This window comes from Maricaulis sp. D1M11, assembly GCF_047308265.1.
In the GTDB taxonomy this organism is placed as follows: domain Bacteria; phylum Pseudomonadota; class Alphaproteobacteria; order Caulobacterales; family Maricaulaceae; genus Maricaulis.
Genome location: NZ_JBKQWY010000001.1, coordinates 573263 through 593587 on the forward strand (window position 1 = coordinate 573263; position 20325 = coordinate 593587).

At 60.8% G+C, this 20325-nt stretch carries 15 protein-coding genes; 8 read left to right on the top strand and 7 right to left on the bottom strand.

All coding sequences use genetic code 11. The annotated features are described in order from the left end of the window. Positions 1 to 17: 17 nt before the first annotated feature. Together RMQ97_RS02720 and RMQ97_RS02725 are read right to left on the bottom strand one after the other, a co-directional pair. A complete protein-coding gene (locus tag RMQ97_RS02720; RefSeq protein WP_413659294.1) occupies positions 18 to 2324 on the bottom strand; it encodes a TonB-dependent receptor in 2307 nt (768 codons plus the stop codon). Positions 2325 to 2451: 127 nt separating this feature from the next. Continuing rightward, positions 2452 to 2976 carry a hypothetical protein gene (locus RMQ97_RS02725; protein ID WP_413659295.1) on the bottom strand — a complete coding sequence of 175 codons (525 nt, stop codon included), beginning with the start codon at positions 2974 to 2976 and terminating at the stop codon, positions 2452 to 2454. Positions 2977 to 3051: 75 nt separating this feature from the next. On the opposite strand from RMQ97_RS02725, the gene RMQ97_RS02730 reads away from it, so the two are divergent. Continuing rightward, a complete protein-coding gene (locus RMQ97_RS02730; RefSeq protein ID WP_413659296.1) occupies positions 3052 to 5196 on the top strand; it encodes an amidohydrolase family protein in 2145 nt (714 codons plus the stop codon). Positions 5197 to 5381: 185 nt separating this feature from the next. Here the strand turns inward: RMQ97_RS02730 and RMQ97_RS02735 are convergent, their stop codons facing one another. After that, complete coding sequence (locus RMQ97_RS02735) at positions 5382 to 5999, bottom strand: TetR/AcrR family transcriptional regulator (RefSeq protein ID WP_413659297.1); 618 nt, start codon at positions 5997 to 5999, stop codon at positions 5382 to 5384. A 138-nt stretch (positions 6000 to 6137) separates the two neighbouring features. Between RMQ97_RS02735 and RMQ97_RS02740 the strand changes: the two genes are divergently transcribed. Both RMQ97_RS02740 and RMQ97_RS02745 read left to right on the top strand, forming a co-directional pair. Continuing rightward, positions 6138 to 7046 carry an alpha/beta hydrolase gene (locus RMQ97_RS02740; RefSeq protein ID WP_413659298.1) on the top strand — a complete coding sequence of 303 codons (909 nt, stop codon included), beginning with the start codon at positions 6138 to 6140 and terminating at the stop codon, positions 7044 to 7046. Positions 7047 to 7056: 10 nt separating this feature from the next. Then, on the top strand, positions 7057 to 7593 hold the full coding sequence (locus tag RMQ97_RS02745; protein WP_413659299.1) for a nuclear transport factor 2 family protein: 537 nt from the start codon (positions 7057 to 7059) through the stop codon (positions 7591 to 7593). A gap of 3 nt (positions 7594 to 7596) precedes the next feature. Here RMQ97_RS02745 and RMQ97_RS02750 read toward each other — a convergent pair whose 3' ends face one another. The 3 genes from RMQ97_RS02750 to RMQ97_RS02760 form a co-directional block, all read right to left on the bottom strand. Then, complete coding sequence (locus tag RMQ97_RS02750; RefSeq protein WP_413659300.1) at positions 7597 to 8088, bottom strand: hypothetical protein; 492 nt, start codon at positions 8086 to 8088, stop codon at positions 7597 to 7599. Positions 8089 to 8176: 88 nt separating this feature from the next. Then, positions 8177 to 9235, bottom strand: a complete 1059-nt coding sequence (locus tag RMQ97_RS02755) for a helix-turn-helix transcriptional regulator (RefSeq protein WP_413659301.1) — start codon at positions 9233 to 9235, stop codon at positions 8177 to 8179. Positions 9236 to 9276: 41 nt separating this feature from the next. Next, the gene (locus RMQ97_RS02760; protein WP_413659302.1) at positions 9277 to 9597 is read right to left on the bottom strand and encodes a hypothetical protein; all 321 of its coding nucleotides are present in this window, start codon (positions 9595 to 9597) and stop codon (positions 9277 to 9279) included. A gap of 125 nt (positions 9598 to 9722) precedes the next feature. On the opposite strand from RMQ97_RS02760, the gene RMQ97_RS02765 reads away from it, so the two are divergent. From RMQ97_RS02765 to RMQ97_RS02775, 3 genes are read left to right on the top strand one after another with little or no spacing between them, the layout of a single operon-like run. Further along, positions 9723 to 11186 carry an efflux RND transporter periplasmic adaptor subunit gene (locus tag RMQ97_RS02765; protein WP_413659303.1) on the top strand — a complete coding sequence of 488 codons (1464 nt, stop codon included), beginning with the start codon at positions 9723 to 9725 and terminating at the stop codon, positions 11184 to 11186. Beyond that, on the top strand, positions 11183 to 11863 hold the full coding sequence (locus RMQ97_RS02770; protein WP_413659304.1) for an ABC transporter ATP-binding protein: 681 nt from the start codon (positions 11183 to 11185) through the stop codon (positions 11861 to 11863). Before RMQ97_RS02765 ends, RMQ97_RS02770 begins: the two co-directional genes overlap by 4 nt. Further along, positions 11860 to 13095 carry an ABC transporter permease gene (locus RMQ97_RS02775; protein WP_413659305.1) on the top strand — a complete coding sequence of 412 codons (1236 nt, stop codon included), beginning with the start codon at positions 11860 to 11862 and terminating at the stop codon, positions 13093 to 13095. The genes RMQ97_RS02770 and RMQ97_RS02775 overlap by 4 nt, the downstream gene beginning before the upstream one ends. On the opposite strand, the gene RMQ97_RS02780 is transcribed toward RMQ97_RS02775, so the two are convergent. Then, positions 13096 to 15336, bottom strand: coding sequence for a PAS domain S-box protein (locus RMQ97_RS02780; RefSeq protein ID WP_413659306.1), 2241 nt, complete (start codon positions 15334 to 15336; stop codon positions 13096 to 13098). Positions 15337 to 15483: 147 nt separating this feature from the next. On the opposite strand from RMQ97_RS02780, the gene RMQ97_RS02785 reads away from it, so the two are divergent. Both RMQ97_RS02785 and RMQ97_RS02790 read left to right on the top strand, forming a co-directional pair. Next, positions 15484 to 17340: a dipeptide ABC transporter ATP-binding protein gene (locus RMQ97_RS02785; RefSeq protein WP_413659307.1), complete on the top strand. Its 1857-nt coding sequence runs from the start codon at positions 15484 to 15486 to the stop codon at positions 17338 to 17340. Between the two features lie 115 nt (positions 17341 to 17455). Then, complete coding sequence (locus RMQ97_RS02790; protein ID WP_413659308.1) at positions 17456 to 20317, top strand: M16 family metallopeptidase; 2862 nt, start codon at positions 17456 to 17458, stop codon at positions 20315 to 20317. Positions 20318 to 20325: the final 8 nt, after the last annotated feature.

Sequence of the window (20325 nt, forward strand, 5' to 3'; positions counted from 1 at the left end):
AACCACATGGGACGAGCCTAGCGACGCAGGACCAGGCGGATATCCGCCGTGCGCGGCGCGCCGTAATAGGCCAGCTGATAGCCTGGGAAATCAGACAGGTCGAAGCCCTGGGTGACATAGGCCTCGTCGAACAGATTACGCACGCCGGCGCGCACCTCCCAGGATCCGTCCTCGGCCCCCAATGCGGCGAAGGCATTGACCAGCGCATAACCGTCCTGGGCCAGGACCTCCGAGCTCGACACGGTGGGATAGGTTTTCGAGCGCCAGGCGGCATCGGCATGCAGGGTGGCGAACCAGTCCTCGCCCACCGCCCACTCATATGTGCCGGCCAGTCCGCCGCTCCATTCAGGCGCATTGACCAGCTCGCGGTCGTCGGAAATGTCGACCCCGCCCGGGCCGATATAGTCCTCGTAAAACGCGTCCATATAGCCGACATGGCCATTGATCCGGAGCCCGGGCGCGGCCTGCCAGACAAATTCGGCTTCCAGACCCTGGATCACTGCCTCACCGGCATTGGTGAACTGGGCCTCGAACGCGCCGGTCGTTGGATTGGCTGTGAAGCTGGAGAGTTGCAGATCGGTATAGTCATTGCGGAACAGGGCGGCATTGAACGTCAGCCGACCGTCCGCGAGGGTTGATTTCAGACCGGCCTCATAGGACCAGACAAATTCGGGATCATAAGGCTCGGCATCAAATGGTGTGTTGGAGCGTCCATCAAATCCGCCACTCTTGAAGCCGCGCGAGGCCAGGGCATAGACCATCATCGTGTCGGAGACGGTGTAGTCGATCCCGATGCGCGGGGTCCAGGCGCTGAAATCGTCCGATGTCTCAATATCGGTGGCGACAATCCCCGCTCCGGCCTGGAACGGAGGGGGGTTGGGCGTGCCCGGAGCGTAGAGTTCCTGGAGACGCACAAAGGACTTGTCTTCATAGGTGTAGCGCAGTCCGCCATTGAGCCGCAGACGGTCGCTCAGTGCATAACTGGCGTCGAAATAGGCCGCCCAGGCCTCGGTCTCCTGATCATTGGTAGAGGCGCTTTGAAGCGGGAAGGGCAGGAAGGCGCCACCGCCCAAAGGCAGGGCGATGGACTGGCCGGCCAGTCCGTTGAAGGTTTCGTCCGTGTCCTGGAAATAATAAACACCGCCGGTCGCCTGGAGTGCGCCTCCGTCATCATATTCTGCCCGGATTTCCTGGCTGAATTGTTCGGCGTCCTGACGGACAAAGATCTCGAAAATCTCCATCTCGGTTCCGTCGAGGTCGAGATTGGAATCATAGCTCATCCGGCGCAGGGCGGTGATGGTGGTCAGGCTGATGGCCTCATTGAGTTGCCAGCGCATGCGGCCCGTCACCCCCCAGCTGGTCAGATCATCGCGATCATTGAAGCTGGCCCGGATCTGGTAGGGATCAGATTGGGGGGCGAACTGGACAAGATCGCCGCTGACCGGATCGAACCCGGCAACTTGTGTGGCGCGGGCCGGGGTGCGCGAGCGATCGGGTTGATCGGTCGCCGCATCCACAGTCAGTTCGAATTCCAGCTCGTCGGACGGGGTCAGAAGGAAGCCGACACGTCCTGCGATCCTGTCGACATCGCCATCCGTGCTGCCGTCGACCTCATTGGTCGCATACCCGTCCCGGCTGGAATAGAAGAGCGCGGCCTTGCCGGCCAGGACATCTTCGGTCAGATCACCGGAAATCCGTGCGCGGGCAAAGACATGGTCATAGTCTCCAAACCCGGCTTCCAGCTGCACGCCGGGATTATCCCCAGGCCGGGTGGAGATGAAACGCACCGCACCGCCGATGGTATTGCGTCCATACAGCGTACCCTGCGGTCCGCGCAGCACCTCGACCCGCTCAACATCAAACACATCGAGAACCGCGCCCTGGGTCCGGGCCAGATAGACGTCATCGAGATAGACACCCACGCCCGGTTCCGCGAAGGCCAGGGAATCGACCTGCCCGATCCCTCGGATATAGATCACGGCATTTTCGGCATCCCCCGTGTGCAGCGTCAGATTGGGGACCGCATTTTGCAGACTGGTGATGTCACTGGCCTGCAGGGCTTCGAGCTCGCTTTCGCCAAAGGCCGAGACGGACAGGGGGACATCCTGGAGGCTTTCCTCGCGGCGGCGGGCCGTGACGGTGATGACATCATTGATCCGGTCTGGCTGGGCCTGGCTGCCCAAGTCCTGGTTGCCCGAGTCCTGGCTGTCTGTGCGCGGGCTGTCTGTTGTCTGGGCCTGGGCGGTGGCGGTCAGGCTGCCCAGCAATAATGCGGTGCCCAGAGCGCGTACGGAAATGGTCTGGCTCAATCGTGTGAGCGACATGGTAACTCTCCCCTGAATGGACCGGTCTTTGCCGGGTCCTTGTCTTGTTGGGCGAGTGTTGTGGCGCAGGCCGGATCAACTCAATCGGAGAAATAGCGGAAAGAATGCCCGCAATATTTGCGCTTGTTTAGGACGGGTCCTGCGAGTTCGGGCCAAAATGCGCCCGGGCTATCACCAATGTTCGCTCGAAATGCCCTCGCAGCAGGGTTTCGAGTTTGTTGGAGGGCACAAGAACGGTGGACCGCTTGTCGTCTTCTGACTTCGATTTGACCAGAAACCCATCGCCGACCGCCCGGTTGATCCGTTCTTCGCGTGTGCGATTGGACCCGGTTTTCATAACCTGGCAAGCGCTGGAGATGGTCATCGGGCTGCCCCGCCAATGCGCACGCAGGCAAGCCACGAACAGATACCAGAATTCCTGGGTGAAATAATGGGGCTGCCCGGCAAACGTCTCGTCCCAGTCGCGGGCATAGACTTCGAGAAATTCTGTCCAGTCGGCCAGAACTGTGTCGTGCGTGTGGGCTTCTGGCGAGGCAGAAGCATGGCTCCCCGATTCATCAGTCATGCGACCGAGATAACCAGCCGTGCCGCCGCCTGACAAGCGTTCGGCTGATACGCAGAGCCGGATGCACGCGCGATGGACCATCGCCATACCCCCCTATCCCCCGTTTGTGAAACCCGCTTACACTCAGCCCCGGAAGAGACTGAACACAAAGAGGGGAGCGCCATGGCGCAATCATATTGGGGTCGCTTGATCCTGGCCGCGGGCATGGGCGTCGTCATGACGGCCTGTGCACCACACACACCGGACACGACAGACGACAGCATCAACCCGGACACAGCCGGGCCGACTGACACAGCGGTTGCCGGACCGGATGTGAGTGCATTCCTGCAAGGTCGCTCGCTCGACGAGGAAGCGAGCCGTTTCACGGTCATGGTCGGTGGAACCGAGATCGGCGCGCTTGAGGTCGAGCGGAGTGAGACCGGGTATGTCGTCGATTTCGAGTTTCGCAATAATGGCCGCGGCCCGACCCTGGACGAGACCATCGAGCTGGGAGAGGCCGGCCGTCCGGTCGCCTGGCGCATTACAGGCAACACCACGTTTGGCAATCCGGTCGATGAGCGTTTTGAATACATCGATGATGAGGCCCGCTGGACCGACACGACCGGTTCGCATGAGGCCGCGATTACCGATCCAGCCTTCTACGTGCCCCAGGAAGGCAGCCCTTACATGATGGCGGTGTTGGCGCGTGCGTTGATGCAGACCGATGATCTGATGCTGCCAGCCATTCCCAACGGCGAGGTGCGCATCGAAGCCCTTGAACGTGTCAGCGTGGGCGAAGGGGAGACCGCCCGCGAGGTAACCGCCTGGGCTCTGTCGGGGCTGTCACTCAACCCGTCCTATTTTCTCATGGATGGCCAGGCCTTTTTTGGCGTGATTTCTCCCGGGTTTGCCATCCTTGAAGCCGGGTATGAAGCCGATGATGAACGCCTTCGGGGCCTCGCTGCGGATTATGCGGCCAATCGCTATAACGAGATTTTCGGCCGGGTGAGTCATGATTACGGCAGGCCGGTCCGGATCTCGAATGTGCATGTGTTCGATCCGTCCATCGAAGCCCGTACTGACCGGGTCTCCGTACGGGTCGAGGGCAATCGGATTGCGGCCATCGAGGCGGCTGATGCGCGCCGGTCGGGCGAGGTGGTCATCGACGGGGCCGGTGGCACGCTGGTTCCGGGGCTTTACGATATGCACGGGCATATGGGCGAGCAGGCCGCCTTCCTGAATATCGCTGCGGGCATTACCGGCGTGCGCGATATGGGCAATAATAATGAGGTGCTGGGTGCCCTGGTCGCGCGTATCGAGGCGGGTGAAATGGCCGGTCCGCGGGTGTATCGCTCGGGCTTTATCGAAGGGCGCAGCCCCTATTCCTCCAATAACGGCATTCTGGTCGAGACTGAGGAGGAGGCTGTCGCTGCGGTTCACACCTATGCGGATGCCGGCGAGTTCCACCAGATCAAAATCTACAACTCGATGAATGGCGAGTGGGTGCCGGCCATGGTCGATGCCGCCCGGGAGCGCGGATTGCGGGTCACAGGTCACGTTCCGGCCTTTTCAAACGCCAATCAGATGATTGCAGCCGGGTATGACGAGATGACCCACATCAACCAGGTCATGCTGGGCTGGGTTCTCGAACCGGAGGAAGATACGCGCACGCTTCTGCGCCTGACCGCTTTGCGCCGACTGCCGCCGCTGGATCTGGACAGCGCGCCGGTCCAGGACACGCTGTCTGCGATGGTCGAACGAGGCGTGGCTATTGACCCGACTCTGGCGATCCACGAGGCGCTTTTGCTCTCGCGCAATGGACAACTGGCACCGGGTGCGGCGGACTTCATCGAGCACATGCCCGTCAGTTCACAGCGTCAGGCCATGTCGGCCTGGGCCAATATCGAAACACCAGAGGATGATGCCAATTATCGCGGAGCCTTCGACCAGGTGGTCGAGACTGTCCAGCGCATGCATGAGGCGGGGATTTTCATCGTCCCGGGGACCGATTTGGGCGGCAGTTTCTATCATCATCGCGAGCTGGAATTGTATCAGCAGATCGGGATGAGCCCGTCCGAAATTCTCGCCTGGGGCAGCCAGGGCATGGCGGATTATCTGGGTGTCGGGGATGAACTCGGTTCGATCGAGGCGGGCAAGCTGGCCGATTTCTTCCTGGTGCCCGGTGATCCAACGGCGGACTTCAAGGACGTCAAGACGATTGCCATGGTGATGGCGGATGGCCGGGTCTATTACCCCGCCGAAATCTATCCCGAGTTCGGCATTCGTCCGTTCACCGACGCTCCCGCTGTGAGCCTGCCACAGAACTGATCGCAGCCTGCACTGTGATAACTTTTGGCCGATTGGCAAATCGGCCAGACGGCAGCGGGGAAACGCGCTTGGATACCGGTCTTGCCCTGACGGAAAGACCGGTTTCATCCCGACCTTCTTGGCCTCGGTCCACGGAGGGAAATCGATCAGGTCAGGCAGGACTCTCAATCCCTCGCGTCCCGCCCTCAAGCGGGGCGCGAGACCTCGGGATGAGGAGCGGGGGCGTCCGAGTTGTTCCGGGCGTGTGCGCCTGTGACCGCCAGGGTGGTCGCGATGAGGGTTGCGATGAGCTCGTCGAGATCCTCTTCATTTACCGCGACATACTTCAGTTGGGTTCCGGCCACCACAATGTAGTGCGCCAGTTGATCCACACGCTGACCGTGATCGGCCAGGGCGCTTTGGTAGGGTTCGAGTATCTCGATCAGCGCATTGCGCTTTTCAATCTGCACCTGCAGGAGCGCGGCGCGGCCCGCCTCGTTATGCCCGCTGATCAGATCCCTGGCATCGGTCGCGGTCTGCAGCAGGGCAAAGGCTTTTCGAACCCCGGTGTCGAAATAGGCGTCCAACATGTCATCAAGGCGAGTTTGGTGTGCCCAGGCCTTGCGGGTGTCTTCGAGTGAACGGGCACCCATGTGCAGCAGTGTCGCGGTGAGGATTTCGTCCTTTGATCGGTAGTGCGCGTATAGCGTCGGGCGGGAGACGCCCGCTTCCTGGGCAATGTCCGACATCGTGGTTTTGCGCAATCCATAACGCACAAAACAGGTGGTGGCCGCCTCGACCAGCCGGGTTTGTGACGGTGACAATGATATCAACTTGACACTCCGAATAAATTTGTAAACATTACGTTTGTCCAATTTATGTAAAACAGTAAGCCTCTTTGCGGAGTCGGTCAAACCCCCTCGCGACAGGCTCAGAAGACAGAACAGGCCCAGGAGGCAGATATGAACGCAGCAGCAGAAGACGCCCTGATCCAGCAACTCGCTGAAGGCGTGAGTCATTCCTTCCGAACACCGGTCCTGCGCCGCCCCAGTGACTATGGCATGGATTATGAAGACATTTTTTTTCCGGCTATGGACGGCGTCATGTTGGATGGTTGGTTCATCCCGGCGCCAGGAAGCCGGAAACTGGTGATTTGCAATCACTTCATTGGAGCCAATCGCTATGGCTATCCCGGTCACCTGGAACCCTGGGATCAGGCGGGTGGGTTTGAGGTCAACTTCGTCGAGATCTACAAACACCTTCATGAGGCTGGCTATAATGTGCTGGCCTATGATCTGCGAGGACATGGATTGAGTGCCAATGGCGCGGGAACGATCTGCGGTGTTGGCTCGATTGAATGGCGCGACGTGATTGGCTCGGTCCGATATGCCCGCCAGCGAGCGGACTGGGCCGGGATGGAGATCGCTTTGCACAGCCTCTGCATGGGGTGTAATGCCACGTTTAAAGCCATGGCGCTCCACCCTGAAGAGTTTGGCGAAATCGCCTGTATGATTGCGGTGCAACCCCTGTCAGCTCCGCCCTTCCTTCAGGCGGCCTTGACCGATCACGGTGTGGAGAATGCTGAAGCCCGGTTTGATGCGGCCTATTCCCGGATTACCGGCTTTCGCGCGTCCGATCAGAGCGCCGTTCGGGATGCACCGCACGTGCCGTGTCCGGTCATGCTGGTACAGGTGAAAGATGACGTGACGACCAAGGCCTATGACGCTGAGAACATCGTGGCTGCGTTTCCAAACCCGGCTAAAAAACTGCTCTGGATCGAAGGGACATCCGTCCGCTATGAAGGATATCGCTATTTTGCGCGCCAACCGGAAAAGATGATCGATTGGTATCATCGTCATCTCGGTCAGTGAGGACATAATCATGATGACAAGCCTGCTTGGTGTATTGCCGCTGTTCGCCGGTGCCGGAATGATGCCAGCCGATGCGGATCATGCCGAGGTGATCACGGCGTGCACCCAGACAGTCTATGACTACGCCTGGTATCTGGATCATCCCGGTGACGACCTCGCGGTTACGGCCGCAGCGTTTGCGGACCTGTTCACAGAAGATGGTGTGGCCGTTCTCGCCAATGCCCGGCTCGTGGAAGAGACCCATGAGGGGCATGCAGCTATCGAGGCGCGCTATCTCCAGGGCCGGGATCGCCTGCGCTTCTTTCATGTCATGAGCAATGTCCGCATCCAGCCGCTCAGCGCCACCCAGGCAAGCGGGACAAGCTATGTCACGGTCTATATCCATCCCATCGGCGGATCGATGGAGGAGGACGGCGCTGTTCGCGTGCTCGCGGAGTATCGCGATCATTATGTCATGGAGGAGGGGCAGTGCCTGCTCACACACCGCCGCTCCGTCGTGCGCATGATCGACCGCGACGGGGTTATCTCCCCGCCGCAGGACGAATAATCCTCACTGGGTGGCCATCTGGTCGAACCAGTCGCGATACATGGGGGCGATGGCGTCGGAGTAATAGAGAAACTCCGGCACATCGCGCCTCAGCGCCGTGTTGTGATCTGCAAAGGCGACAAACAGTGCTGTGTCGTGGGTCGGAGCCCCATAGCTGGCGCGCATGGCGGCCAGATGCGTGGCCTCCTCTTCGGCCTCTGTCAGCACCCAGACAAAGGCGAGGGCTCCGTCCGCGAAGACAAATTCAGCCTCCCGCAGGCGTCCGGCATGATGAAAACCGGTGCAATTCACCTGTTCATGGCGCGACTGGGCGATAGGGAGTTCGGCCGGGTCCAGAACCACCAGATCATGGCGTTCACACAGCGTTTCTAACACGGGGTTCAGCTCGGTCTCGCTCTGACCAAAAACAAGACGCGGGTCCAGTGCGAGCGGATCCTGTGCAAGCGGGTTCGGGGTCACGAGAGCGGCGGCGGCAAACAGGGCGAGGTTCAGCATGGCAATCTCCTGGCATGAGTGGGAAGGAGCCTGACATGTGCGCGGCATCGGGCCGTCCTGTCGTCCCGGATCTGGTGTGAATGAGTCTCTAAACAGGATCCGGGACGGATTGACCGGATTTGAAACACGCAAAACCCTCACTGGGCGTCAGGCCTGTCAGCTCGCGATAGATGCGATTGAAGGCCGACTTGGAATTGAAGCCGCAGCTATAGGCCAGATCGATGACCGTGCGGGAGTGGTGGGCCGGATCTGCCATCAGGGCGTGCAGCGCCCGGATCCGGTAAAGATGGATGAAGCGCGAAAAGCTCATCGATCCTGACAGATTAATGGCGCGCGAGACATCGCGGACACTGATCCCGGTCGCCTCGGCGATATCGGCGAGGGAGAGACGGGGTTCGCGCCAGGCCTGTGTGCTTTCGATGTGGGTGCGGATGCGCTCAAACATCGGATCAGGGCGTTGCTGTGTTGTCGTGGCAGGAGGTGGTGCCGGCCGCAGGACGAGATCCGGCAGGGCACCGGACTGGCGAGTATGGGCGCGTGCGGCCAGGGTCATGCCGGTTAACAGGGCGATGACGCCGATAATCACGGCGGAGAGCGCGAGATCATCGGGCAGGGCGGATTGGCTGAGCCCGCTCAACTCCCGCAGAATGTCTAGCATGGCCAGTCCGGCAAACCCCGCCAGCGCGGTATGCACCCAGTTCAGATTGATGCTATCGCTGTCCGCCCGCCAGTCCTGGCGGTGACTGCGATGGCGCATCAGATCGCGCAGGGCGAGCCCGGTATAGATCACCAGGCTGGGCAGTCCGAAGATATAGGGAATGGGCGGCTCGGGTTGCCAGAGCGCAATGATCAGGGCCGGTATCGCATGCACGCTGTCGATCCAGCGGATCCGGCGATCACTGTACACCAGCCCGCGCACGAACAGGTAAAGGGCCGGGCCGTAAACCAGTCCGAAGGCGCTGGAGATATCCCAGGCCGGACCAATCCATCCCTGGCTCACGCCCAGATTGACCAGCATGTGGGCACTGAAGGTGGCGCAGAAGACCGTCAGGCCGGCGAGCACGGATTGGCGACACAGGATGAGCGCCAGCGCGCCGGCATGGTAGGCGGCCAGCAATTGGGTGAGATCGAGCGCGGAGACCATCATGATGATGTCTTTATGGGCCAAGTTCCCGTGCGGCGGAAGAATCAGAGCGGGAGTTCGCCGCCGCGAATGACATTGATCACCATCAGCACGATGCCGATCTGTACACCCAGTCCGAAGGTTGTCGCGGCGGCGGCAAAACCGGCAACAAACGCCAGTAGGACCGCCCGAATTGGCAGCATCAGCAGGGCTCGTGCTCTTTCCGCACCGGACCAGCGCGGGCGCGTGAGCTGTTCGATCAAATCATTGAAACCGCCCCGCCAGAGCGACACCGTGACCAGCAACCACAACGCACCCCAGAAAAAGGGCGCAAACTGCAGCACCACGTCCATTCCGGGCACGGCAAGCAAATCCAGACCATCCATTGGGAAAACCCCGTCACAACACACCGCAACCTAACTCTTTTTTGCGACGACTGCATCATTCGCGATGGAAATTGGCGAGATCTCCGTTAGATCACTCCGTACAGGAGTTTTTGGGGTTTTCGAGTATGCTGCAATCTATCCGTTTGTGGATCATTCTTGCTGTTCTGGCAGGCGGATCCGTTGGGGCCTGGTGGCTATGGGGTCGGTCCGCCGACGGGGCGGTCGGAATTCAGATCGAGAGCACGCAGGCCGCGTCGGGCGATGTGCGCCGCATCGTGGCAGCCTCCGGCGCCGTGCGGGCCCTGGTGACGGTGGAGGTCGGATCCCAGGTGTCCGGGCAGATTGCCGAGCTCAGTGTCGACTTCAACGATGCCGTCGAGGTGGGCCAATTGATCGCGCGCATCAATCCCGAGACGTTCGAGACCCGGGTGACCGAAGCGCGCGCGAGCCGCGATGTGGCCGCCGCGAACCTGGCTTTGCAGCAGGCCAGTGCCGATCGTGTGCGGGCCAATCTTCGTGCCGCCCAACTCGACCTGGATCGGGTGCGCACCCTGCATGAACGCGGGAATGCGTCACAGGCCGCTCTGGACAATGCCGAGGCCAGTTTTGATGCGCAAAGCGCGGATCTTGCCGTGGCCCAGGCCCAGATCGCCAATGCCCGTGCCTCACTGACCCAGCGTGTGGCGACGCTTGATGGTGCGCTGATTGATCTGGAGCGAACGGAAATCCGCTCTCCCATCAATGGCGTTGTGGTCGATCGGGCTGTGGATGCCGGTCAGACCGTCGCCGCCAGCCTGTCTGCGCCGACCCTGTTCACCATCGCCCAGGACCTCAGCGAGATCCAGATTGATGCCCAGATTGATGAGGCGGATATCGGCCAGATCAGCCGCGGACAGAGCGTGACCTTCACAGTTGATGCTTATCCGGGACTGGAGATGGAGGGCGTTGTCGAGCAGATCCGTCTGGCGCCGACCACGCTGCAGAATATCGTCACCTATACGGTGGTCGTCTCGGCCAGCAATCCGGGCCAGCGGCTGCTGCCGGGCATGACGGCCAATATGGACATTATCACGGGCGAACGCACCGACGTCCTGACTGTTCCCAATTCCGCGCTTCGTTTCCGTCCGTCTCCGGCCTTGGCTTCCCGCACGGTCGCACTGGACAATGAGGCTGGCCAGGGTCGCGCTGGCGGCGGTCGTCCGGGGGGCGGGTCCGGCATGCTCGATCGTATGCTGGCCGGTCTCGATGTGACAGCGGAACAGCGCGAGGAGATCGGGACAGGCATGCGCCGGATCTTCGGGCGTTTGCAGGGGGCAGGCGGGCCTCCGGACCGCGAGGCCATTGGCCGTGAGATTGAAAGCCTGATGCAGGGTATCCTGACCCCTGAACAGATGCAGGCCTATCGCGAACAACGTCGTCTGGCGCGGGAAACCCGCATGGTGACCGTCTGGGTCGAACGCGAGGACGGCCAGCTGGAGGAGCGTCGCGTCCGTGTCGGAATTGGCGACAGCTCCATCACCGAAGTGGTGGGCGGTCAGCTGGAGGCGGGCGAGCGTGTGGTCACGCGGGCCCGGGAAGTGCGCTCATGAGTGCGCTGATCCAGGCTCGCGATCTGGTCAAGACCTATCATATGGGGGACAGCACGGTGCATGCCCTGGATGGTGTCTCGCTGGACATTGAGCGCGGGGATTATGTCGCCGTGATGGGCACGTCCGGTTCGGGCAAGTCCACCTTCATGAACCTTCTCGGCGCACTGGATCGCCCGACATCGGGTACCTTGCAGGTGGGGGAGGCCGACCTCCTGCAGCTTAAGGGCGATGCGGTCGCCAAATTCCGCAATGAGATGATCGGATTTGTGTTCCAGCAGTTCAATCTACTGCCGCGGACCAGTGCCGTAGACAATGCCGCCCTGCCGCTTGTCTATGCCGGTGTCGCCGGTCCCGAACGCCGCCGACGGGCGAAGGCCCGGCTGGATCAGGTGGGGCTGGGGGATCGCTCCGGTCACCATCCGACACAATTATCGGGCGGGCAGCAACAGCGTGTGGCGATCGCGCGTGCCCTGGTCAATGACCCGGTTATCCTGCTGGCTGACGAACCGACGGGCGCGCTCGACAGCCGGACAACCGAGGAAATTCTCGCCATTTTTGATGATCTGAACGCTGCCGGGATCACCATCATCCTGGTCACACACGAGGATGATGTGGCCGCACGGGCGCGCCGTCAGCTGGTGTTTCGCGATGGCAAGGTGGTGGAGGACCGATCATGACTCTGTGGGCATCCATTCAACTGGCTCTGACCGCGCTGCGGGTCAATGCCATGCGCTCCAGCCTGGCCATTCTTGGCGTGATCATCGGCGTGGCCTCCGTCATCGTTCTGGTCTCGATCTCGGAAGGCACAAAACGCGCTGTGGAACAGCAGATCGCCAGCCTGGGTTCCAATCTCCTGATCATTCGTCCGGGCTCGTCCATGTTTGGCGGTCGTCGTGGCGGCGCAGGCACAGCGACCCCGATGACGGAGGCCGATGCAGCCGCGATACGTGACGAGATTGCGGGCATTGCTGGTGTCTCGGGCGAGGTCAGCCTGACCGCGACCCTGGTTTTTGGGGGCACCAATTGGTCGACCCGCGTGCACGGGGTGGAAGGCGCCTATTTTGGTGTGAGGGACTGGGTGATCGATGAAGGCCAGGCCTTCGCCCAGGCTGACAGCACGTCCGGCGCGCGTTATGCGGTGGTCGGTCAGACCATTGTCAACGAGATGTTTGATGGTGCCAGCCCGGTGGGCCAAGTGCTGCGTATCAACGGGACCTCGTTTGAGGTGATCGGAACGGTCGAGCCGAAGGGACAAAGTTCCTGGGGGTCGGACCAGGATGACATTGTGTTTGTTCCGCTGCGCACGGCCCGTTCACGTCTGGGTGCGTTTGGCCAGGTCCCGGTCCGCGACCCGGTCGCAACCATTTATGCGGAAGTGTCGGCAGGTGAGGATACCGGCCGGGTGATCGCCGACATCCAGGATTTGCTGCGGGTCCGTCGGGACATCCAACCCGGTGCCCAGGATGATTTCAATGTGGGTGACCTTGCCGAATTTATCCGGGCGCGAAACCAGACGGAAAGCCAGCTGGGGCTTTTGCTGGCGGTGGGTGCCGGGATTGTGCTCCTGGTGGGCGGTATCGGCATTATGAACATCATGCTGGTCTCGGTGACCGAGCGCACACGGGAGATCGGCCTGCGGCTCGCGGTCGGGGCTCGAAAACGCGATATCCGCAATCAGTTCCTCGTGGAGTCGATCGTGCTGTGTACGTCGGGCGGTCTGATCGGACTGGGGCTGGGGTATGCGGGCACATTGATCTATGCCCGGCTCGGTGAGCTGGACATTGCTGTGAGCCCGGTGATTGTCGGGATTGCGATCGGAGCCTCGGTGTTTGTCGGGGTGTTTTTCGGCTTTTACCCGGCTCACAAGGCCAGTCAGCTCGATCCGATCGAAGCCTTGCGCTTTGAGTAACTAGTCTGACCGAGCGGCGGTTGGCAGGGTGAAGGAGAAGACCGAGCCTTCACCCGGCTGGCTCTCGACCCAGACCCGGCCGCCATGTCGCTCGACCGCCTGCTGTACAATGGCCAGGCCAATGCCCGTGCCCTGGTACACATCGCGCGTGTGCAGGCGCTGGAAAGGGGCGAAGATCTTCTCGGCAAACCGCGGATCTATGCCGATGCCATTGTCCTGGATGTGGATCACCCAATGCAGGTCTTCGCGCTCCGCGGATACAAGGATTTCAGGGGCTGCTTCGCTGCGATACTTCACGGCATTGCCGATAAGGTTTTGCAGGATCTGCCCGATGAGGACCCGATCTCCCTGAAGGGCGGGAAGCGTGCTGCGTCTGACACGGGCACCGGCTTCATGGATCGCGGCGTCCAGCCGACTAGTACACTCCTTGACCAGCTCGTCCAGATCGACCTCTTCCAGCCGCAAGGGCTGGCTGGCCATGCGTGAATAGGTCAGCAGGTCATCAATCAGCTTTTGCATGCGCTGCGCGGCATCGACCAGAAAGTCCAGACTGCGCAGACCTTCCGGGTCCAGCACGTCCTCATACCGGCGACGGACCAGGCTGGAGAAGGCGGATATCTTGCGCAGGGGTTCCTGCAAGTCATGCGAGGCGACGGTTGCGAACCGGTCCAGTTCACGATTGGTCCGTTCCAGCTGATCATAGGCCATGCGCAGGGCACTCACATCGGTCATCACGATGAAACACTGGCGGGTCTGGCCGGACTCATCCTGTTCGGTCAGGGCCGACTGGATCACATCGATGCGCTCGCCTGTCTTGCGGACATATCGCAGGGGGGTGTTGATTTGGGTCTCACCCTTGATCATGCGCGGAAAGACCAGCTGCTCAGCCCGTTCGCGGGAATCGGGGCACAGGAAGTCTATGGCAGGGCGCCCGATGACGGCTTCCCGGTCGTACTCCATGTGCCGCAGCCAGAAGTCTGAGACCTCGGTGATCTCACCCGCCGGATTGATGGTGTAGAGCATGGCCGGCGTCGCGCGATAGATAATCTCGAACCGTCGTTTTTCGTCGTCCAGGGCGGAGGATAACTGTTTCCAGTCGGAAATGTCCTGGATGAGACCGGCCGATTGTATCGCCTGGCCCTGGGCATCGCGTTCGGTGATGCGTCCGATCAATCGATACCAGGTCCAGCCGCCGGATGCGGATCTGAGGCGACAGGTCAATTCATGACTGGCATCGCTCTGGGACATGTCCGCCGTGAACGGACGACTATCACGAAGAGCCTCGCTGCGGTCATCAGGATGGAGCTGGTCAGGCCAGTGGCTTAGCGAGGTCACGAACTCCCCGTCCTGGCCTGACAGGCTGCGAGCCGCATCGCCGTAGACACAGACCTTGCCCGTGGCCAGATCTATGCGCCAGTTGGACATGGAGGACGCCTTCAAGGCCTCCTTGAGTTCGCGTTCGCGATCAATCAGCGCCCGGCGTGTGGTTTCGGTCTCGGTGACATCGGCGACCACACCGGACAGGCGAATGGCCGAGCCCTGCCGATCAAAATCGGATATGCGGCCGCGAAATTGCAGCCAGCGCCAGGTTTCATCCACCCGCTGAGCCCGACAGGTGATGTCCAGGTCCTGGTCGGAATCCGCCTTGAGCGCATCAATCGTCGCCATGAAGCCGGGCTGATATTCCGGTGCCAGACATTCCATCAGGCGGGTCAGGCTCATCGTGGCATCGGGCGCCTCAATGCCGAGAAATTCATTGATAAATCCTCGGACCGAGCCCAGGCCCGAGCGCAGATCAAAGCTGAATGCGCCTTCCCCCGCCGAGCTGAGGGCAGAACGCAGCTGCACCTCACTGGCTTCCAGTCGCGATTTCATCTGCAGGCGTTGTGTGACATCGCGGATGATGCACAGGAAGTGTGTGACCTCGCCCGTATCATCGGTCACCGGGACACCGACGGTCTCGCCGTTGAAGACGCGTCCACCCTTGGTGCGATAGTGGACAATATAGGGTTCAGGCTGGGCGGGCGCATCGGGGTTGAAGCGGCGTTTGCCCTGCATTTCGAAGTCGCGGGGGTCGGCGTAGAGAATCTGACCGCGCTTGTCCTGGAGATCGCCCAGAGACCAGCCAAACAGGCTCTCGGCGGCCGGATTGACCTGAACAATCCGTCGCTCCAGATCAACCACAATGATCGAGTCCGGCGATGCGGAAAACAGCGACCGGAAGTTATTCTCCAGATTCACGTGAGCCCCCTGCAAGCGCACCACTCGTCATGATTCTGGGGGTTGAGGCAATATCACCGCCCCGATCGGTACCGGTGAGACCGGTGCTGGTCAAAAACCGGGCAATAGCTATTCTCTTCTCTCGGACATCGGGTAAGGGAGTGGCGCGTGGAGCGTACAGAACACGACGGGGCGGCTGAGACCCCCATTCTGCAGGTCGAAAACCTGAATGTGCGCTTCGATACGCCTGACGGTGAGGTTCACGCCGTTAAAGGTGTGTCGCTGGACATTAAGGCTGGCGAATGCCTGGCGGTTGTGGGTGAATCAGGCTCTGGCAAAAGCCAGACCTTCCTGTCGGCGATGGGGCTGCTCGCATCAAATGGCAAGGCGGAAGGGTCGATCAAGTATCGCGGGGAAGAGATCCTCGGACTGCCCATCCGCAAGCTCAATACCGTGCGCGGCAAGCAGATGACGATGATCTTCCAGGATCCGCTCACCTCGCTGACACCGCATATGAAGGTCGGTGCGCAGCTGGGCGAGGTCCTGTCAAAACATCTCGGACTGAAGGGCGAGGCAGCTCAGCAACACATGCTGGAATGGCTCGAGCGCGTGAGAATTCCCGAGGCGCGGCGTCGGCTGGATCAGTTTCCCCATGAGTTGTCCGGGGGCATGCGCCAACGTGTGATGATTGCCATGGCGATGCAGTGCCAGCCGGATTTGCTGATCTGTGATGAGCCGACCACGGCGCTGGATGTCACCGTCCAGGCCCAGGTTCTCGATATCATGGACGAGCTGAAGCACGAGACCGGTGCGGCTCTGGCGCTGATTACCCACGATATGGGTGTCGTTGCTCGGATGGCGGATCGTGTGCAGGTGATGCGGTACGGCGTGTATGTCGAAGAAGGGGATGTGGAACAGATCTTCGCCGACCCGCAGGACGATTATACGCGCATGCTGCTCGATGCCATGCCACGTCTGGATCAGCCGGACCGCCCCGGCCGTACCGGCCTGGTGCCGGTTCAAAAGCCGGACGCAGAGCCGCTCCTGGCCGTGGATGACCTGAAAGTTCATTTCCCGATCAAGGTGTCGGGCGGTTTCTTCCCGGACTTCAAAATCTTGCGCGCGGTCGACGGGGTTAGTTTCGACCTCAAACCCGGCGAGACTGTCGGTGTGGTGGGCGAATCGGGCTGTGGCAAGTCCACGCTCGCGCGGGCCGTGCTCAAACTGGTTCCGGCCCATCACGGTACGATCAGCTGGATCGGGCGTGACCTCCTGGGGTTGAAGGATAAAGCGATGCGCGATCTGCGTCAGGATCTCCAGATTGTCTTCCAGGACCCACTGGCCTCGCTGAACCCGCGCATGACCATTGGTGCCTCGATTGCTGAACCCCTGAACACGCATGCACCCCGCCTCAATTCGGCGGAGCGCCAGGAGAAGGTTCGCGAGATCATGGCCAAGGTGGGGCTCGACCCGGCCATGATCAATCGTTACCCGCATGAATTGTCCGGTGGTCAGAACCAGCGTGTCGGGATTGCGCGCGCCATGATCCTTGGCCCCAAGCTGGTGATCTGCGACGAGGCGGTCTCCGCACTGGATGTGTCGATCCAGGCCCAGATCGTGGATCTCCTGCTCGAGCTCCAGGGCGAGCTGGATCTGTCGATGATCTTCATCTCCCACGACCTCTCAGTCGTGCGCGAGATCTCCCACCGGGTGATGGTGCTCTATCTGGGGCGTGTGGTGGAGATGGCCGATCGCGAACAAATTTATACGGACGCGCGTCATCCCTACACGCAGGCGCTGATCTCGGCCGTGCCGGTCCCCGATCCAAAAGTGGAAAAGACCCGCGAACGGATCAAGCTCGAAGGCGATCTGCCGTCTCCGATGGATACACGGGCGCAATTGCGCTTCTTGAAATCCAGGTTGATCGACGATCCGGATGCAGAACAGTATCGTCCGAAATTAATCGAAGTGAGCCCGGGGCACTGGGTTGCAGAGCATGATCCGGTGGCCGAACCCGCCTCTTGATCGACTTCTGACAGGGCGATTGCCGCATTTTCATTCGACAGGCCTCGATCAGGCGTTAGGTTGCGATCGGGGAAGCTGTCTGTAATCCAAGAGGATTGATGTGTCTCACGCCGTCATGAACGCGTTTCGTATGGCCGTCGTTACGGCTGGTCTGGCCTGTCTGGCGGCCTGCGGTTCCCAGCCGGAACCCACGCCGGTCCAGACTGATCCCGTCGTGACCGTCGACCCGGTCTGGCCGCACGATGTGAGCGATCTCGAACCTGATCCAGCTGTACATTATGGCCAGCTGGAGAACGGTATGCGTTATGCCATCCTGGCCAATGATACCCCGCCTAACGTCGCATCCGTCCGTCTGGTCTTCAATATCGGTTCGCTGGCAGAAAGCGAGGAACAGCGCGGCCTGGCCCATTTCATCGAGCATATGGCGTTCAACGGATCGCAGAATGTGCCCGAAGGCGAGATGGTTGCCTTGCTGGAACGCTATGGCCTGCAATTCGGTCCCGACACGAATGCGTTCACGGGGTACGACACGGTGGGGTATCAGCTCGATCTGCCCGAAGCCGATGATGATACGCTGGACACCGCCCTGTTCCTGATGCGCGAGACCGCTGATGGTCTGCTTCTGGATGCGGATGCCATAGATCGCGAACGCAATGTGATCCTGTCCGAAGAGCGTGTCCGCAACACGCCGATCCGGCGCTGGAATAATGCGCTGACGCGTTTTCGCATGCCCGGAACCCTCATCCCTGATCGCGACCCGATTGGCCTGGTCGAAGTGGTTGAAACCGCGCAGCGCGACGCGTTTCTCGACTATTACGAAAACTATTACGTGCCGCAGCGTGCCATGCTGGTGGTGACAGGGTCGATCGACCCCGAGGCAGTCGAGGCGCGTATCGAGGAGAAGTTCGCTGACTGGAACGGCCCTGAAACGCTGCGTCCCGATCCGGATCTGGGCACGTTGACCCTGGGACGTCCCTTCTCGTCGGGTTTCTTCTATGACCCCGAAATCTTCACGATCTTGACGGTTGATGCCGTGCGCCCCTATGAGGCCCGCCCCGATAACGCCGCGACCCGGCTTGAAACAGCCTATTCAGAACTGGGAGATGTCATTCTCTCTCGCCGGTTCGATACGATCATGAGTTCGGGCACGTCACCGCTTCTGCAGGCGCAGGTCTCCACGACGGATGATTACGAGCTGGCCGAACGCTCAACGGTCTTGCTGGTCTCCACACCCGACCGGTGGCAAGAAGCGCTGGAACTGGCCGAGCAGGAAGTTCGCCGAGCCCTGATCCATGGTTTCACCCAGGCTGAACTTGATGAGCAATTGGCCAATCTGAGAACCGGGATGCGCAATGCCGCCGAACGGTCTGGCACGCGTACGACAGACGGTCTGGCCGATGCGATCTGGTCCGCCTGGCGCGGGGATCGGGTGTTTACCCATCCCGAGGCGATGCTGGAGCGTTTTCTGATCAATGAAGATCGCATCACCGTGGACGCGGTCAATGCCTCTTTCCGCGCGCGCTGGGATAATGTGGAACCGCTGATCTTTCTGTCCAATTCGCAGGAGGTTGAGGATGCGCAAAGCCAGATCCGGGATGTCTGGGTGCAGTCCTATTCCCAGTCTGTGGAGCCGCCGGAAGACTTCTCCAGCGTGGAATTTGCCTATCAGGAGTTCGGAGAGCCCGCTGAGGTCGTGACCCGTACCGAGATCGAGGATCTCGACTATGTCCAGTTCGAGCTCGATAATGGTGTGCGCGTGAACTTTAAACAGACCGATTTCCGGGATGAACAGGTTCGCGTTCGTGTCGATTTTGGACGCGGCAAGCTCGAACCGTCTGTGCGTCCGTATGTGGATGAGCTGGCCGGCGCAATCTTCACGGCGTCAGGCCTGGAAGCTCACAGCGCTGATGAATTGTCCAGCGTGCTGGCGGGCCAGCAGGTGGGTGTCGATTTCTCGGTCGGGGCCGATAACTTCTCCCTGTCCGGGATCACCACACCGACGGATCTGGATTCACAGCTCAACCTGATCACCGCCTATTTCACCCATCCGGGCTGGCGGCCGGAAGGCTTTAGCCAGTTTGCGTCCATCGCTCCGGAGATTCGCCGGAACCTCTATGGGTCTCCGGGCGGGGTGATCCAGGCTGAGGTGTCGCGTCTGCTGCGTTCTGGTGATATGCGTTATGGCTTCCCGAGCGCCGAACAGATCGAGGCCATCTCACTGGACGAGATCATCGCTTATCTCACTCCCGTCCTGGCTGAAGCGCCTATCGAAGTGACCATTTTGGGCGATGTCGATGAGGCGACGGCCCTGGCGGCCGTCCAGCGGACCCTGGGGGCTTTGCCCAAGCGCTCTACTGCGTGGCCGATGTATGAGTCGCGCCGACAGGTGAGTTTCCCCGCCCCGGCTGCAGAGCCGGTCGAGCTCTACCACAATGGTGTCGATTATCAGGGCATGGCCAATATTTACTGGCCGACACGCGATGCGTTCGACACGCGGGAGGCGCGTGAGATCGCGCTCTTGCGGGCCGTGTTTGACCTTAAACTCACGCAGCGACTGCGAGAACAGGAAGGGTTCACCTATTCCGCCGCCGTTGATGACACGCTGTCCTATGTCTTCCCGGATTATGGATATCTGTGGGTCGGCGTGGATGTGCAGATCAATAATCTGGATGCCGCCTATCAGGCCGTTGAAGACGTGGCAGCCGAGATCGTGGCCGGTCAGATCAGCGAAGATGAATTCTTGCGGGCCCGTCGCCCCATCCTGGAAGGCATTGAAGAGCGGTTTGAGAGCAATGGCTGGTGGCTAGCCTGGCTGGCACGGTCCCAGGCACAGCCGCAGCGGCTCGATATTGTGCGTACGCTGGTCGAGGATTACCAGGCGATCGAGATCGCTGATCTGGTTGAGGCCGCCGAAACCTATCTCGATCCTGACAGGGCCTGGCGTGTGAGCATTGTGCCGCGCCCCGAGGATGGGTAGATGGTGTT